At 40.4% G+C, this 15,925-nt stretch carries 14 protein-coding genes; 2 read left to right on the top strand and 12 right to left on the bottom strand.

The window, feature by feature from the left end:
- Positions 1-105: 105 nt before the first annotated feature.
- The 11 genes from ACQQ2I_RS04250 to ACQQ2I_RS04200 form a co-directional block, all read right to left on the bottom strand.
- On the bottom strand, positions 106-783 hold the full coding sequence (locus ACQQ2I_RS04250; RefSeq protein WP_431029342.1) for an LrgB family protein: 678 nt from the start codon (positions 781-783) through the stop codon (positions 106-108).
- Positions 758-1,159 carry a CidA/LrgA family protein gene (locus tag ACQQ2I_RS04245; RefSeq protein ID WP_431029341.1) on the bottom strand — a complete coding sequence of 134 codons (402 nt, stop codon included), beginning with the start codon at positions 1,157-1,159 and terminating at the stop codon, positions 758-760. The genes ACQQ2I_RS04250 and ACQQ2I_RS04245 overlap by 26 nt, the downstream gene beginning before the upstream one ends.
- A gap of 164 nt (positions 1,160-1,323) precedes the next feature.
- A complete protein-coding gene (locus tag ACQQ2I_RS04240; protein ID WP_431029340.1) occupies positions 1,324-2,307 on the bottom strand; it encodes an MBL fold metallo-hydrolase in 984 nt (327 codons plus the stop codon).
- A 15-nt stretch (positions 2,308-2,322) separates the two neighbouring features.
- Positions 2,323-3,420: a CaiB/BaiF CoA transferase family protein gene (locus ACQQ2I_RS04235; protein ID WP_431029339.1), complete on the bottom strand. Its 1,098-nt coding sequence runs from the start codon at positions 3,418-3,420 to the stop codon at positions 2,323-2,325.
- Between the two features lie 143 nt (positions 3,421-3,563).
- Positions 3,564-4,352 carry an enoyl-CoA hydratase/isomerase family protein gene (locus ACQQ2I_RS04230; protein WP_431029338.1) on the bottom strand — a complete coding sequence of 263 codons (789 nt, stop codon included), beginning with the start codon at positions 4,350-4,352 and terminating at the stop codon, positions 3,564-3,566.
- 12 nt (positions 4,353-4,364) lie between these two features.
- Positions 4,365-5,126: a 3-hydroxyacyl-CoA dehydrogenase gene (locus ACQQ2I_RS04225; RefSeq protein ID WP_431029337.1), complete on the bottom strand. Its 762-nt coding sequence runs from the start codon at positions 5,124-5,126 to the stop codon at positions 4,365-4,367.
- Positions 5,116-6,306 carry a thiolase family protein gene (locus ACQQ2I_RS04220; protein WP_431030450.1) on the bottom strand — a complete coding sequence of 397 codons (1,191 nt, stop codon included), beginning with the start codon at positions 6,304-6,306 and terminating at the stop codon, positions 5,116-5,118. The genes ACQQ2I_RS04225 and ACQQ2I_RS04220 overlap by 11 nt, the downstream gene beginning before the upstream one ends.
- Before the next feature lie 19 nt (positions 6,307-6,325).
- Positions 6,326-8,071, bottom strand: coding sequence for a class I adenylate-forming enzyme family protein (locus ACQQ2I_RS04215; protein ID WP_431029336.1), 1,746 nt, complete (start codon positions 8,069-8,071; stop codon positions 6,326-6,328).
- On the bottom strand, positions 8,019-9,200 hold the full coding sequence (locus tag ACQQ2I_RS04210) for an acyl-CoA dehydrogenase family protein (protein WP_431029335.1): 1,182 nt from the start codon (positions 9,198-9,200) through the stop codon (positions 8,019-8,021). The genes ACQQ2I_RS04215 and ACQQ2I_RS04210 overlap by 53 nt, the downstream gene beginning before the upstream one ends.
- A 13-nt stretch (positions 9,201-9,213) precedes the next feature.
- Entirely contained in the window at positions 9,214-10,404 is a 1,191-nt protein-coding gene (locus ACQQ2I_RS04205) for an acyl-CoA dehydrogenase family protein (RefSeq protein ID WP_431029334.1), read from the bottom strand.
- Between the two features lie 349 nt (positions 10,405-10,753).
- Entirely contained in the window at positions 10,754-12,808 is a 2,055-nt protein-coding gene (locus ACQQ2I_RS04200; protein ID WP_431029333.1) for a helix-turn-helix domain-containing protein, read from the bottom strand.
- Positions 12,809-13,124: 316 nt separating this feature from the next.
- Between ACQQ2I_RS04200 and ACQQ2I_RS04195 the strand changes: the two genes are divergently transcribed.
- The gene (locus ACQQ2I_RS04195; RefSeq protein WP_431029332.1) at positions 13,125-14,555 is read left to right on the top strand and encodes a carbon starvation CstA family protein; all 1,431 of its coding nucleotides are present in this window, start codon (positions 13,125-13,127) and stop codon (positions 14,553-14,555) included.
- Positions 14,556-14,636: 81 nt separating this feature from the next.
- Positions 14,637-15,074: a DUF1801 domain-containing protein gene (locus ACQQ2I_RS04190; RefSeq protein WP_431029331.1), complete on the top strand. Its 438-nt coding sequence runs from the start codon at positions 14,637-14,639 to the stop codon at positions 15,072-15,074.
- 50 nt (positions 15,075-15,124) lie between these two features.
- On the opposite strand, the gene ACQQ2I_RS04185 is transcribed toward ACQQ2I_RS04190, so the two are convergent.
- A complete protein-coding gene (locus ACQQ2I_RS04185) occupies positions 15,125-15,907 on the bottom strand; it encodes an SDR family NAD(P)-dependent oxidoreductase (protein ID WP_431030449.1) in 783 nt (260 codons plus the stop codon).
- Positions 15,908-15,925 lie beyond the last annotated feature (18 nt).

Raw genomic sequence — 15,925 nt, 5'->3', positions numbered from 1 at the left:
TTAGCTAAAAAGAGCGGCTGTTACCACCTTCCATAACATACTTTTTTCTAATTCACTCGCTTCATCAAAATCTCGATTAGCTCATTAAACTTGTAAAGCCTCTATTTACATGATGAGCATTGCAAATATTGGACAGATAAATGCGCCTAATACTGCACTAAGCCCCATAGAGAGTGAACCAATCGATAAATCTTCCTCACCATATTCTTTTAATTTTGAAATCCCTACGCCATGACTTGCACTACCCATTGATACCCCGCGACTAATCGCTGTATCAATACGCGCAATTTTATATAGAAAAGGTCCAAAAATGGCTCCTGTAAACCCCGCCACCATTACGAGTACTGCCGTTAATGGCGCAATGCCACCAATCGTACTGCTCACCTGCATTGCTACTGGTGTTGTTAACGATTTCGGCAAAGCCGTCAACATAAATGCATCACTCGCTTTAAACAGTTTCAATAATACATATACACTACTAAGGCCAGATAGCATTGCTACTACTAAACTAGATAGAATCGAATATTTATATTTATAAACTAGCTCACGCTGGTTATATAATGGATAGGCTAAAGCAACAACAGCGGGCCCTAGCATTTTTTGAATCCACTCCCCACCTTGCATATATGTGCTATACGGAATATTAAACACAATTAAAATAATTGCCGTAATAAACGTCGTCGATAATAAAGGTAAGAAAAACGGATGATTTACTTTTAAATAGATTTTTTGAAGGATCATAAATAATATAATTGTACTAATGATGATGAGTAATGCTAGCATGCTCTGCTTCCTCCTTTACCGCCTGCTCCTTCTGTTCGATAAACTGACTCACTTTTCCCGCTATGATAATGGTAATCACGGTACTTAAAAATACAGCTAAAACGAGTAAAAGTCCTGACACCGTTAGTAATTCAGGGTATTCCACGACTCCAACCGTAGATGGAATAAAAAATAATGTTAAAAAAGCAATTAAAAAGCCGGCACCATCTTGAATGTATTTGACATTAATCACGTTTAGTGTCAGTAATCCCCATAATAAAACAAGACCGACAATACTCGGTGGAATAAAAATCCCCGTCCACTCGACAATTAGTACACCAATATAATAAAACACCCATAAAATGCAGATTTGGGCAATTGTGCGAATAACTCTCATGTTAATAGCCCCCTCTCTATCTATGAGTCTCATTTTACGACTTACGAAATTTTCTGTCTATTGTTTTTGACAAATTATTGACAATATTTATGCACCAAGTAGAAAAACTGCCTTCGATTGCACTTTAACAATCGAACGACAGTTTTGACATTTCTTATACTTTTTTATGAATTCACCAAAAACTCCCATTGCCTACCATTTTCTTTTTTTTCAATCATCCCTTGCATTTCTGCATATGTGACATAGCCAATAATTTCAGACATAATAAGTGAGAATTCACGTTTCATTCGGTCACCGTAAATCGCCTTCGCTAAATGAAGGGCTGTTTTATGTCCCTCTGCCACCTTACTCACAATACGTTCTAGCTTAAAATCCATCCGCTGTAAATTTTTCTCTACAATTTCCGATAGATTCGAAAACGGTTGTTGATGTCCTGCGTAAATCACACTTATATCAAGTTGCATACATTTTTCAAGCGACTGCCTATATTGCATCACCGTTGGCAATAAATTCAACTGCTCATCGTGGTCAATCAATGCATTGGTCGTACCTGTATACAATACTAGGTCACCAGCAAATAACCATTTTGTTTCGCGGTCATAAAATAACACGGAATCCGGCGAGTGGCCTGGAACTTCAATGACGTGGAAGCCACAAACTGTATCACCATCAGAAAATGCAGTAATCGGTGCATCAATTTTTAATGCTTCTGTATCTCGGTACGTTTGTTCCATCTTTTTTAGGCGTGGACCTGCTAACTCTAAACTAGAATACTCTTCGTACAACTGCTGAAAAAACTGACGCTTCCGCAACTGATACGCCTCTGTTAAATGCAAACGTTCAATGGCTACATGATGTGCATATATAGGTACTTGCTTTTGCTTTACAATATGATTGACCATCCCAATATGATCCCCATGATGATGTGTCAATAAAATTTGATCAATATCATGGATTGTAAAGCCATACTCTTTCAATTTTTGATTAAAAAATTCGCGGAAAGCAGGTAAATCAATGCCTGCATCGATTAATGTTAAGCTTTCTCCATGTTGATATAAATAGCAATTGATGCTTTTCATTTGACCGTAATCCACTTCAAAAATAATAGGATATACCGCCTTTGTTCCAATTGTTATGACGTTTGACACTGTTCCATCCCCTATCTATTTTATAGGCGATCCGAGTATCTCCTCATTATGCGTGCCTGCTGCTACCCCAGCAGTAGGATAAACTGGCTGAAAGATATTGGACTTAATCGGACAAGCAATTTGTTTTTGTGTTGTGCCATCTGTTTTTGCTACTTCCACATACATTTCACGCGCTGAAAACAATGGGTGTTCCACCGTCTCTTCAAATGTGAGTACCGGTTCTACACAAGCATCTACCTGCGCAAAAATGGACGTCCATTCCTCCAATGTTTTCTCTTTAAAAATACGCTGCAGTTGCTCTTTCAAAGCAATAGCATCTTTTGACTTAAAGCTCATCGCTAACGGGAGTAAATCTTCACGCCCAATCGCCGTACAGAGTTGTTGTCTAAATTTCGGCTCGAGGCTTCCTACTGATAAATGGCGACCGTCCTTTGTTTCATAATACCCATAAAACGTTCCACCGTTCAACATGAGGCGCTCACGTTCCAAAGGTTTACCATTCACTAAGTATTCCGGTGCCGATAATGCATTTAATGCTAACGCACAGTCCGTCATACTAATATCGAGATGTTGCCCTTCCCCCGTACGCGTACGGTAAATCACCGCTGCTAAAATCCCAACGACAGCGTGCAATGACCCACCTGCTATATCTGCCATTTGAATCCCGATTTGAGCAGGCCCCTCCGCTTGTGTACCCGAATACCCCTGAATTCCGGCAAGCGAGACATAGTTAATATCATGACCTCCACGATCCTTCAAAGGCCCTGTTTGCCCATATCCTGTAATCGAGCAATAAATAACGCCTGGATGAATCTTTTTTAGCTCTTCATAACCAAGTCCAAGACGCTCCATGACGCCTGGTCGGAATTGCTCAACAACAATATCATATTGTTTCACTAACGCTTTTAAAGAGGCGATCACCTCTGGATTTTTTAAATCTACGGCAATTAATTTTTTTGAGCGTTGTAAATATTCGTCTACAACCCAAACAGGCTCTTCTGCTGGTTTTGTAACATGTACAACTTCCGCCCCCAAATCTGCTAACATCATTGTTGCGAACGGTCCTGGTAGCAATAATGAAAAATCTAATACTTTTAACCCTTTTAGTAACATACGCATGCTCCCCTTTGTTTTAAGTTCTGTTTCATTTTACCGTTATCTATCTGACTGTATTGCACTCCCTTTCTGTGGACGAAGCGCTGAGCCTTCCTTAAAGTGCAAACAGGCAGGCTCTAAAAAGAACCTGCCACAGTGATTCATGTTGTTACTTGCTTGATGAAATTCGGTGGACGCTTTTCGAAAAATGCTCTCATCCCTTCCGTTGGCTCACCTGTTGCAAATGTTTTCGCAAATGCTTCGCGCTCTACTTTTAAACCTTGCTCAAGCGGAAGCTCAGCTGCTAAAATGCATTCTTTAATTAAACCTAAAGCACCTACTGCTCCTTGTGCTAATGTCGTTGCCAGTGCAATCGCTTCTGTTTCCACTTCTTCTGGTACAACCGCTTTTGTCACAAGCCCAATCGCTGCCGCTTCCTCTGCTTTCAAACGCTGACTCAAGAACATCAATTCACGTGCCTTTGCTCCACCAACAAGCTTCGTCATGCGCTGTGTCCCACCTGCAGCTGGCAATAACCCTAGCGAGGACTCCGTTAAGCCAATTGTACCGTTGCCCATAATGCGGAAATCACACGCTAATACAAATTCACACCCACCACCAAGTGCATGTCCATTAATCGCTGCAATGGTCGGTACACGAACAGCTTCTAGCGCATTGAAAATATCTTGAAGCTGCTTTGCCCCTTCCTCATAATCCACTTCACCTGTACTGTTACTCATTTGTCCTAAATCTGCCCCTGCAATAAAAATTTTCGGATTGGCTGATTTAAAGACGATTGCACGAATTGCTGGGTTATGGTTCGCTTCATCAATCAGTTGCAATAAATCATGTTGAATGGCTAAGTTTAATGTATTGGCAGGGGGGTTGCTAATCGTTACAACTTGCACACCATACGCTAACAGTTCAACCGTCATTGTTTCTAAATTCATATTAGTTCCTCCTTATCGTGGGCCCATACGAATCGCACCATCTAAACGAATCGTTTCGCCATTTAACATTGGATTTTCAAAAATCGATTGCACAAGATGCGCAAATTCAGGGGCTTCGCCTAAACGAGAAGGGAATGGAATTTGCTTCCCTAACGCATCCTTTACTTCTTGTGGGGCCATTGCCATTAACGGTGTATTAAAAATACCAGGTGCAATTGTCATAACACGTACACCATAGCTAGCTAAATCACGCGCAATAGGTAATGTCATACCAACAATCCCTGCTTTAGAGGCTGAATATGCCGCTTGCCCGATTTGCCCATCAAACGCTGCAACAGATGCCGTATTGACAATGACGCCACGCTCACCGTGCTCATTCGGCTCATTATTAACCATTGCAGCAGCAGCTAGACGAATAACATTAAACGTACCAACTAAGTTCACCTGTACAACAAAATTAAATTCATCTAACGGAAAGACACCTTTTTTTCCAACAACACGTGTTGATGTCCCAAGTCCGGCACAGTTGACAACGCCATGAATAGCACCGTATTTTTCTACTGCCCCATGAATCGCTGTTTGTACTTCCTCTTCCTTTGCGACATTTATTTGAAAGAAGACACCTTTTAATTCCTCTGCGACTGCTTGCCCTTTTTCTTCATTTAAATCGAGAATGACTGGGAATCCACCAGCAGCTGCAACAGCACGAGCCGTTGCTTCTCCTAGCCCTGATCCACCACCTGTTATAATGATTGCTTTATTGTCAAAGTTCATGCTTCATTTCCCCTTCCATTCGTTCTATAATTAAGCCATTTGCCATCCCTGGTCCCTCACAAATTGTCACGAGACCATAGCGTAACTGCTGGCGTTCTAGTTCATATAACAGTGTCGTTACGAGTCGTGTACCCGTTGAACCGAGAGCATGTCCAAGAGCAATGGCACCACCATTGACATTTACTTTTTCTAGTGGAATACCGATTTCATGCTCCCAGCGTAATACGACAGAGGCAAATGCTTCATTAATTTCAACTAAATCGATATCCTCTTTCGATAATCCAGCTTTTTGTAATACTTTTTCTGTAGCAATCGCCGGCCCCTTAAGCATAGCGACTGGGTCAGAGCCGACAACTGAAAAGGCTTTAAATACCGCGCGTGGTTTGAGCCCGTATTTTTTGGCTGCCTCTTTACTCATAATGAGCACAGCACTAGCTCCATCAGAAATTTGACTCGATGTGCCTGGTGTAACAGTTTGAAGCCCTGGATACACCGGCTGCAAGCTCGCCATTTTTTCTAGCGATGAATCTGGGCGAATCGTCTCATCCCGATCAAATACGAATACATTGCCTTCTGCATCTTTCACGGATACAGGGATAATTTCTTTGTCGAAATAGCCATTTTGCTGTGCCTCATATGCACGCTGATGCGAACGCACACTGTACGCATCTATTTGCTCGCGTGTTAAACCAATTTCATGTGCAATCATTTCAGCGCCGGCAAATTGGTTAAAGCCGTAGCCTTGTAAATCAAAACGTTGAAACAAGCTTTCTGTCATCGGTGTTTTTCCGTCGCGAGCAGAAGTTCCAATTGGCACACGCGTCATCGATTCAATACCACCGGCAATGACCACATCATAGCTCCCAGACATAACCCCCTGTGCAGCAAAATGAACCGCTTGTAAACTCGAACCGCACTGTCGATCAATCGTGACACCCGGTACAGTAATCGGTAAACCTGCAGCAAGCCAAGCATTCCGAGCAATGTTCGATGATTGTTCATCCACTTGATCGACACAGCCAATAATGACATCATCAACAATCGCTGGATCAAGCTCATTTCTTTCTACTAATATTTTTAGTACCGAACCGAGTAAATCTACTGGATGCGCATTCGCTAAACTGCCACCTCTTTTACCCATTGGCGTTCGAATAGCATCCACAATTACAGCTTCGAACATCATACTCGCCCCTATCTGTCTATTGTTTCAAACGTGTTTTTTCCAATTCTACTAGTTTAACTTTCGATATTTTTCCAGCCGCGGTCATTGGTAGTTGATCGATAAACTCTACTTCTCGTACTTTGGAATAGTGCACAACCTTTGTATTTACAAATTCCATGATTTCTTCTTCATTTGCCGTCACACCTGGTCGCAATACAATAAATGCTTTCGGTTTTTCTCCCACCTTTGGGTCTTCAACACCTATGACAACAGCTGCTTGAACAGCTGGATGCTCATATAAAATTTCCTCTATATAGCGTGGATACACGTTGTAACCGTTGTAAATAAGCATGTCTTTTTTACGGTCGACAATCGATAAGAAACCACTTTCATCAAATACACCAATATCTCCCGTGTATAGCCAACCATCGATAAGCGTTTCGGCTGTCGCCTCCGGATTATTTAAATACCCTTTCATCACTTGTGGACCACGAATAATAACTTCACCACGTTCACCTGGCATTTGAATTTCCTCACGATCTGGTCCATCGACTGACATTAATTTCACCTCTGTGTTATAAATCGGTAACCCTACAGTACCTAGCTTACGTTCGCCCGAATAAAATCCAACGCTTTGTACTGTGCTTGCTGTTGCCTCTGTTAAGCCATAGCCTTCCGTTACAACTGCATTAGGGAAATATTTCATTAAAAGTTGCATCGTTTCAGGTGCAATGGGTGCAGCACCTGAATTAATCGTGCGCACACAAGAGAAGTTCCGTTTTTCCATATCAGGGTGGAATAATAGGAAATTAAACATCGCCGGTGCACCAGACACTTCTGTTACTTGATGCTCCTCGATTAAGCGTAAAAACTCCTCGGGTATAAAACGTTCAAAAATAATCGTTGTTGCGGCAAAAAGGACCGAGTAAACCATCCCACCCATTGCACCTGCCCCATGTGAAAACGGTGCTGGACTTAATCGGATATTTGTGCCAACCAATGTTGGATATTCCTTTAAATATTTTTCGGGATCCGTTTCAACCCGTTTGACTGTTAATGCACCATCGTCATCCACTTGTGGCAGTACTGCTGCTGACCAAGCACCCGATTGTACAATATTACTAATCAAATTGTTATGTGTAATAATGACTCCTTTTGAACGCCCTGTTGTACCCCCTGTATAAGCCAGATGGGCAATATCTTCATAGCCATTAATGTCAGAGTGGAGTTCTTGTGGCTCATTTTCACGTAGTAGTTGATTGAAGCTTATTACTGCATTACCGTACGCCGATACGTCGATACTTGTTTCAATCGACTCAACTTCTACATCATCTGTTGTGATAATAAGCTCGATATTCGTTAACGACGGTAAATCTAAACAAAGTTGTAGTAACGGACCATATGTTACAATCGCCTTCGCTCGACTATCTTTCATTTGAAAGATTAAATCATCCTTCGGTAGCATGGGATTAACGGGTGTGTACGTAGCCCCTGCCAACAAAATGCCATAGTAAGCGACTACGTATTGCGTGCAGTTTTGCATTTGTACAGCAATAACATCGCCCTTTCCATATCCTCGTTTTTGTAAACCATTTGCAAATCGCAATGCTTGCTCATATAGCTTGCTATAGGAAAGCTCAAATCCTCTATAAAGATAGGCCGTACGCTCACCGTAGTATTTTGCTGCGCCTTTTAATACAGCTCCTACTGGTACATTCGGAATATCCATTTTATGTGGCAACATTTGATTGTAAAGCTTCGGATTGTCTGGCTGTTTCCTCATTAATTCTCCACCCCTGTTCGCTCATAATGACTTCATAGCAATCTTGCACAGACCCTAAATAACTTTCCATCATACGTGCTCTCTTTAAGAATAAATGACAGTCAATTTCTGTTGTAAAACCAATCCCACCATGCATTTGAATATTATGTGCTGCGACCTCAATGTACGCATCCGTCGTAAATGCACGAGCACTTGCGACAGCACTCTTCGCATCTGCTGCTTGCTCTGAAATCGCCCAATTGGCGTAATAAACAAGAGACTTCGCCAACTCTAGCTCTACCTTCATATCCACAATGCGATGCTTTACCGCTTGGAACACACCAATTGGGTGCCCAAATTGTTCACGTGTTCTGGCATATTCTGCACACATCTCCACAACTTCTTCCATGCCACCAATTCCGATTGTGGCAATAGCAGTATTCAATGTTTGCAAGCCGTCGTTGACAATGTCCCACCCTTGACCAATCTGTCCAATAATCGCACTCTCTGAAACTTTTAATTGATTGAAATATACTTCTGTGACACCTTTTGTTTCATCGATCACTTGTAAGCGACATGACTCCCAACTAGCCACTTCTCGATCAATGATAAATAATGTTATTTGACCATCTACTTTGGCAGCAACAAGTAATATGTCAACCGTATCGCCATCAATGACAAATGTTTTCGAGCCGTTTAATACGTACTGATTTCCTTCTTTTTTTGCTTCAAGTGCAATCCCTTCTTTCGCAAATGTCATAGCACCTCGTTCTGCAATAGCTAAGGAAAACTTCTTTTGACCATTTGCGATTTGCGATAAATAGATTTTCTTCTGCTGTTCTGTCCCATACTTTGTTAATATCGGTGTTGCAAACGCAACTGTCTCCGCATACACACCTGGTAATAACACACGTCCGAGTTCCTCCATCACTGGAATAAGGTCCACTTGCGTTAAACCGGCCCCGCCGTATTCTTCTGGAATATTGATGGCCATCGCCCCAAGCTCCGATAAACCGGCCCAAATTTTTTCATAACGAGATGTATCGCCCGACATAAACAAACGAGCAGCCGTTGTTTTTTCTTGGGAAGTTAAATATTTTCGAACGGATGTTTGAAATAATTTTTGTTCTTTCGTTAATGCAAAGTACATATGTTCCTTCCCCCTATCGCAAATCTTTTGGTAACGCTAAAATATGTTCACCAATGACATTTTTGAGTACTTCTGATGTACCGCCTGCAATCGTTGAGCCGAATGATTGTAAATATTGATGTGCCCAGTCTGCAATGGTCGAACGATCTTCCTTCCATAAGCAGCCGACAAGCCCTAGCATCGCTGTAGCAAAGCCAGTTACCGCTTTGGATAGCTCACTTGTGACTAATTTATCAATGGAACCTTCTGGACCTGGATAGCCTTGCTCAATTGTTTTTGTTAAATTTCGGTAGTAGTTCAATGTTGCTGCACGTAAACGAATATAATACTTTGTGACATCTCGTGCGAAATACGGGTCATCCATTAATGGCTTGCCGCGATATGTTTGTATCTTCATATCCGCGATTAAATCCTCAAATAAGTTTTCTAAATGGAAAATGGTACTTGCTACACCTACGCGCTCATGGCTTAGTAGTGCCATCGAAACTTTCCAACCCATGCCGACACCTGCAATGATGTCATCTGCTTCTGCTACGGCATCTTGTAAAAATAATTCATTAAAATCATGGTCATCGTTCATTTGATAAATTGGTCGCACTTCCACCCCTGGTTGATGCATATCGATTAAAAAAGCTGTTAACCCTTCATGCCGTTTACTAGCGTTATGTGTACGCGCTAAAATTAAGCATTTATCTGCCATATGCGCATAGGTTGTCCATACTTTTTGCCCTGTAATATACCATTTACCGTCACGTTCAACCGCACGTGTTTGAATACCTGCCAAATCGGAGCCCGCATTTGGCTCAGAAAAACCTTGGCACCAAATTTCTTCACCACTTAAAATTTTGTCAATATAGCGTTCCTTTTGTGTTGGTGAACCCATTTGCATTAGTGTTGGCCCTACCATATTAATCCCCATAAAATTGAGTACTGGTGGAGCCTTCATACGCGCAAGTTCCTCTTGATAAATAACTTCTTGAATATGTGTAGCACCACGTCCACCATACTCTTTTGGCCAATGTACGCCTGCCCAATTGCCCTCATAAAGCTTGCGCTGCCATGCACGTAAAAATGCTTTCCGTTCCTGATCGTCTTCCGGTAAATCACGTTTGCCGTCTAACCAGCCTTCCGGAAGATTTTCCTCTAACCATATACGCAACTCTTGGCGAAATAATTCCTCTTCCTTTGTAAATGTAAAATTCATCGAAACAACCTCCCCTTACAAATTCAGTGCTACCGCAATTTTTTCCTAATCATCACATACGTTGCCTAAGTAGTGCTCATCATAATTGAATCGTCTTGCCTTTGTTGTCATCCCAATCACTGCTTTACGCAAACCTACTACCATCACCTCTCGAAATAGAATTCCCTTGCACAAAAGAGAAAAAAACAACTTTATTAACTTAAATTTATATTTTCAGACATATTAATACAATGTATATTTTTCTATTGTTTTTCGGTTTTTAGTGTGAAAAATCACAGCATAAAAAAAGCCGCACTGTAATAAATTACAGTGCAACTTCTTTTTCGTGTGTTATACACGATGAATGATATTATTGATAAGATTGCTTTAAATAGCAAGCCAATTGGAGCTTTAACACATGCTCAGCATCCTCAAATGAAATTTGTAGTATTTCTTCAATTTTTTTTAATCGTTGATACAATGTATTAATATGAATATGCAACATTTTCGCTGTTTTCGTTGCGGAACGATTTTGCGCAAAATACATGAGTAGCGTTTCTTTCAATGCATTATTCATACTTTGCTGTGTTTCAAGCGGCGTAAACACTTCTGCAATAAAGCGCCCAATTTCTTGCTGATCTTGATGAATAAATAAACGATTAACGCCTATTTCTGCATAATCCATCATCCCATGCTGTTTACGGGAATCTAAATAAGATAACACCGTCTTCGCTTCGTGATATGCTTTTCGAATAGTATAAAGATCATGATACACTGTACTCACACCACAACTTAATGGTGCATTGATTTTTTTATTCCATTCCGTACAAACCCTTTTTAGCTCTTTTCGTACCCGCTTTTCTTCTCCTTGCGTAGCACGTGCTACTAGCGTAATTGTTGCATAATCCGCAAAAAGTAGCTGGGCGTAAGAAAATAAGTCACGCTTCATTTGCGACATGAGCTTATGCACATACGCCTCAATTTCATGCGGGCTCACTTCTTCCGCTAACTTTAATAAAATCACCATATACGGTTCATTAAGTGAAATCATTAACTCCTTTGCTTTCTGTACAATGATTTCCTGCTCTTTTGTATTCATCATTTCGTTAAAAGCATCACGTTTTTTCTTATAATAAAACTCCGCTAAATTTTGCTTACGTGAGAGCTCTAACGCTAGGACAGAATGCCCCTGCTCAATGACAATGGATTCAAGTTGACTCATTTCCCCTTTTACTTCCATAATAATGCACCCTAAAATGATTTGTCCTAAACGAATCGGATACATAATATGTGTCATATAACCAGAACGCTTTAACTCATAGTAGGGCATTGCCTCATTCGCTTGCAAAACTTCATTCAAATCATTAAAAGATAAATAATTGGGTAGCTTTCTCATAGCCGGTATGACTTCATTTTCAAGTAAATCAACAAAAATTAAGTGCTTCCCAATCATCCTTGTCATTTCTTCTAAAATTTTAGGAATGCCCATATTTTGCATCGATAACTTCGTTAACGTTGTATGAATTTCATCTCGCTTCATGAGCTTATCATTTAATTTTTTGATGTGTGAATATTGCCGTGCATTTCGGATTGCAATCCCCACTTGAGACGAAAAACCTTCTAACAGTTGCAAATCGTGTTCAGTCGGTGCAATTGGTTTAACAATTTGACATAAAAACATAACGCCCTCTACTCGGTCATTTACTTTAATAGGACAAGTTAAAAATGATTTTACTTCCTTGTTAAATTCATAATTCGAATCCCAATGCCGATTATTCTCTTCAGAGATTCGACCAAAACGCTGCCATAATTCGTACTGATGCTGATAATAAAGCAACGACTGCTCTGTCTGAAACGTATAGCCAATGGGTCCTTCACCTCGCTTAAATCCCATATGGCGTATTCCCTGTAACACATTCCCTACCGATGCTTTACAAATAAGCAGATCTCGTTCAGCATCATACCACCATAGCGTACCAATATCACATTGCGGAATTACATCTAGTGCATAGGATAAAATATTATTATAAATTTCTTCTGGATTTAACGAGGATGAAGCACGTCCTGTACTCTCAATCACCTTTTCCAGCTTGTACTTTTCTCGCTCAATTGCTGCTTTTGTATAATAGGGGTACATGTAATGATAAAGAACAACGATTTCCGCCTCTTTCGATGGACTATATTCATATACATTGATTAAAATTTGATAATCATGTGGATACGTAAAAAGTATAAATGTATAGCCATTTACTATTTTCACAACATCTTGTTGTTGGGTAGTTAATCGCTTAAAAGGTAATTGGACTCGTTCCTCCCGCCCTTCTAAAAATTCAAAATATGGGCTTTCTGCGCTTGCAATATAGATTTGATACTTCCCTTCCCATTGAAACCTCTGAACAAGTTCTGAAAAATACTGCACTGTCATTCATTACGCCCCCTCAAATGTCCAACATATCAATTCCTTTTCTATATAAACCATTTTTTGTATATACAATCTATCATATTTTGACATCGTGTTCACTTTATAGTTCGTAAAATTTTCTGTCTATTATCAAAAAATTAACTAACAAGATTTCTGTATGAAATAGATGAATTATTTCATGTAACCGATTACATGATTTTTTTTAGTAGCACCGAACGTTTTCAATATATAAAATTTTCTAAAAATAGTTTGTCAAAATAATTTTTGCGTTATATAATTCGATTTATCGAAAAAATGAAATTATTTTAGGAGAGTTTTTATGTTTACACTTTTAGGTTCTATACTTCTATTACTGATTGGTTATATTGTTTACGGTAAGTTTGTAGAAAAGGTGTTTATTGTCAATGATGCAACACCAACACCGGCTTACACAAAAACAGATAACTTAGATTATATTCCGATGCCCGCTTGGAAAGGTTGGACAATTCAATTATTAAATATCGCAGGGCTTGGTCCGATTTATGGGGCGATTGCAGGTGCTTTATATGGCCCGGTTGCAATGGTTTGGATCGTATTCGGTTGTATTTTTGCCGGTGCAGTTCACGATTATTTTGCAGGTATGCTGTCACTACGACATGGCGGCGCACAATTCCCTACGCTTGTTCAAAAATATTTAGGAAAAGCAATGCGTGTCTTCACAGATATCGTATCTGTCGTGTTAATGATTTTAGTAGCTGCTGCATTTACAGCAGGTCCTGCAGCTGTCATTTCAGCAAAAACAGGCATTACATTTATGGTTGCAATTGTGATTATTTTCTTATATTTTTTACTCGCAGCAATTTTGCCAATCAATAAAATTATTGGTCGTATTTATCCGTTATTCGGCGCTGTACTATTAATTATGGCTAGTGCTATTTTAGTCTCATTATTATTCTCAGATATTAAAATACCAGAATTAACATTTGCTAATTTACATCCAGCGGATTTACCAATCTGGCCTTTATTAATGATTACGATTTCTTGTGGTGCTATTTCTGGCTTCCACTCTACACAAAGTCCGATTATTTCTCGTACACTAAAAAAAGAAACAGAGGGACGAAAAGTATTTTACGGCGCGATGATTGGTGAAGGGATTATTGCGCTAATTTGGTGTACAGCAGGCATGAGCTTCTTTGGCGGTACAGGGGAACTTGGTGCTGTTATTACATCAGTAGGTGCTGGTGGTGTAGTAGACCAAATCGCCGTTGGATTACTTGGTACTGTCGGTGGCTTATTAGCTATTCTAAGTGTGATTATCTTACCGATTACAACAGGGGATACTTCGCTTCGTTCAGCTCGTATGATTGTGCTTGATTTCCTAGGCTCACGCATCAAAGGCAATCCAAAAACAGTCGCGATTTTAGCAACAGTGGCTGTGACAATTCCTGCATTCTACTTAACAACAATCGACTATCAATTCTTATGGCGCTATGTAGGGATGACAAACCAAATGGTTGCAACGGTTATGCTATGGGTAGCTACTTCTTACTTATTAAAAGAAGGAAAGTTCCACTGGATTGCTGGTCTTCCAGCGATGTTTATGACAGCTGTCGTCTTTACGTATTTAATGGTAGCACCAGAAGGATTCGGATTAGACTATAACCTATCGATGATCATCGGATTATCTGCCACAGCGGTTATCGGCTTACTTTACGCCTATCAAATTGCACGTTATAATGGACTAAATAATCCTGTTTTCATAAAAGAATAACAATGTTGTGCATTCGCGCTTCGCATAGATATGTGATCAGCGTGAATGCATATTTTATTAAGAGGCAAAGGTTGTGGGACGATGTTTGAACAATATATTTCACAAATCGATGATAAATGGCGTGATGCATTTATCGAGTTAATGCATACCATTGAAGAAAATTTACCAGCTGGATTTGAAAAAACAATGCAGTACAATATGATTTCATATGTTGTACCGCTAGAAACGTATCCACCAGGTTACCATGTCACACCAAATACACCGCTACCATTCATTAGCATTGCCGCTCAAAAACGGCATTTAGCCCTTTACCATATGGGCATTTATACGGATGAACAGCTTCTGACATGGTTTCAACAGGCGTATGCACAAACGGTTCCGACTAAGCTAAACATGGGAAAAAGCTGTATTCGGTGGACTTCCACAAAGCATATTCCATTTGATTTAATCGCAGAGCTGTGTAGCAAAATCACAGTGAATGAGTGGATTGGGCTTTATGAAGGAACCATTCGTCGTTAACAACAACAGAAAAAAAGCTGTGCGCAAAGAAAATCCTCACGCACAGCTTTTTATAATGCACTACCCGCCCCACCGTCAATATTGACCGTTGTCCCTGTCACATAGGATGCTGCATCAGACACTAAGAAAGTAATGACATTTGCCGCTTCCTCTGTACTGCCAATGCGGCCAAGTGGAATCGATTGACCGACTTGCTCTGAATATTCCTCCCACGATAATTGTGGTGCTTGCGCCTGCCAACATTTTTCAATTTGATCACTTCGAATAAGACCGATACAAACGGCGTTTACCCGAATATTATAAGCGCCTAAGTCGTTACTCATCGCCTTTGTTAAGGCTAATCCTGCTGCACGACTTACCGTTGTCGGTAAGGAGCTGGCTGGTGGCGTTTTTGCCAATACTGCAGTAATATTGACAATCGATCCTCCCCCTGCTTGTTTCATATGGGGAATTGCATATTTCGCACAGTGAATGGCACCAAAAAGCTTTACATCTAAATCCGTTTGCCATAACGCCGTTGCGACTTGCTCAAATGGATGAGCAGCCGCAGTTCCCGCATTATTCACTAAAATATCGAGTTTGCCGTAATGAGCAATCGTCTTTTCAATAACTGCTTGGCAATCTTGTTCTTTTGTTACGTCTGCTGGCACAGCCAAGACATCAGCACCTGTTTGTTGCTTAATACTTGCTGCAGCGACTTCTAAATATTTTTCCCCGCGTGCACAAATCGTGACATGTGCCCCTTCTTTCACTAGCTGTAGCGCTGTATAAAAGCCAATCCCCTTGCTCGCGCCTGTCACGATGGCTACTTTGCCTTGTAACTGTAAATCCACCATCCATTCCCCCTTTGC

It is taken from the genome of Lysinibacillus sp. LZ02 (assembly GCF_050613145.1).
GTDB lineage: Bacteria > Bacillota > Bacilli > Bacillales_A > Planococcaceae > Lysinibacillus_B.
The sequence above is the reverse complement of the archived record's forward strand: the minus strand, read 5'-3'. Positions and strand labels throughout refer to the sequence as shown.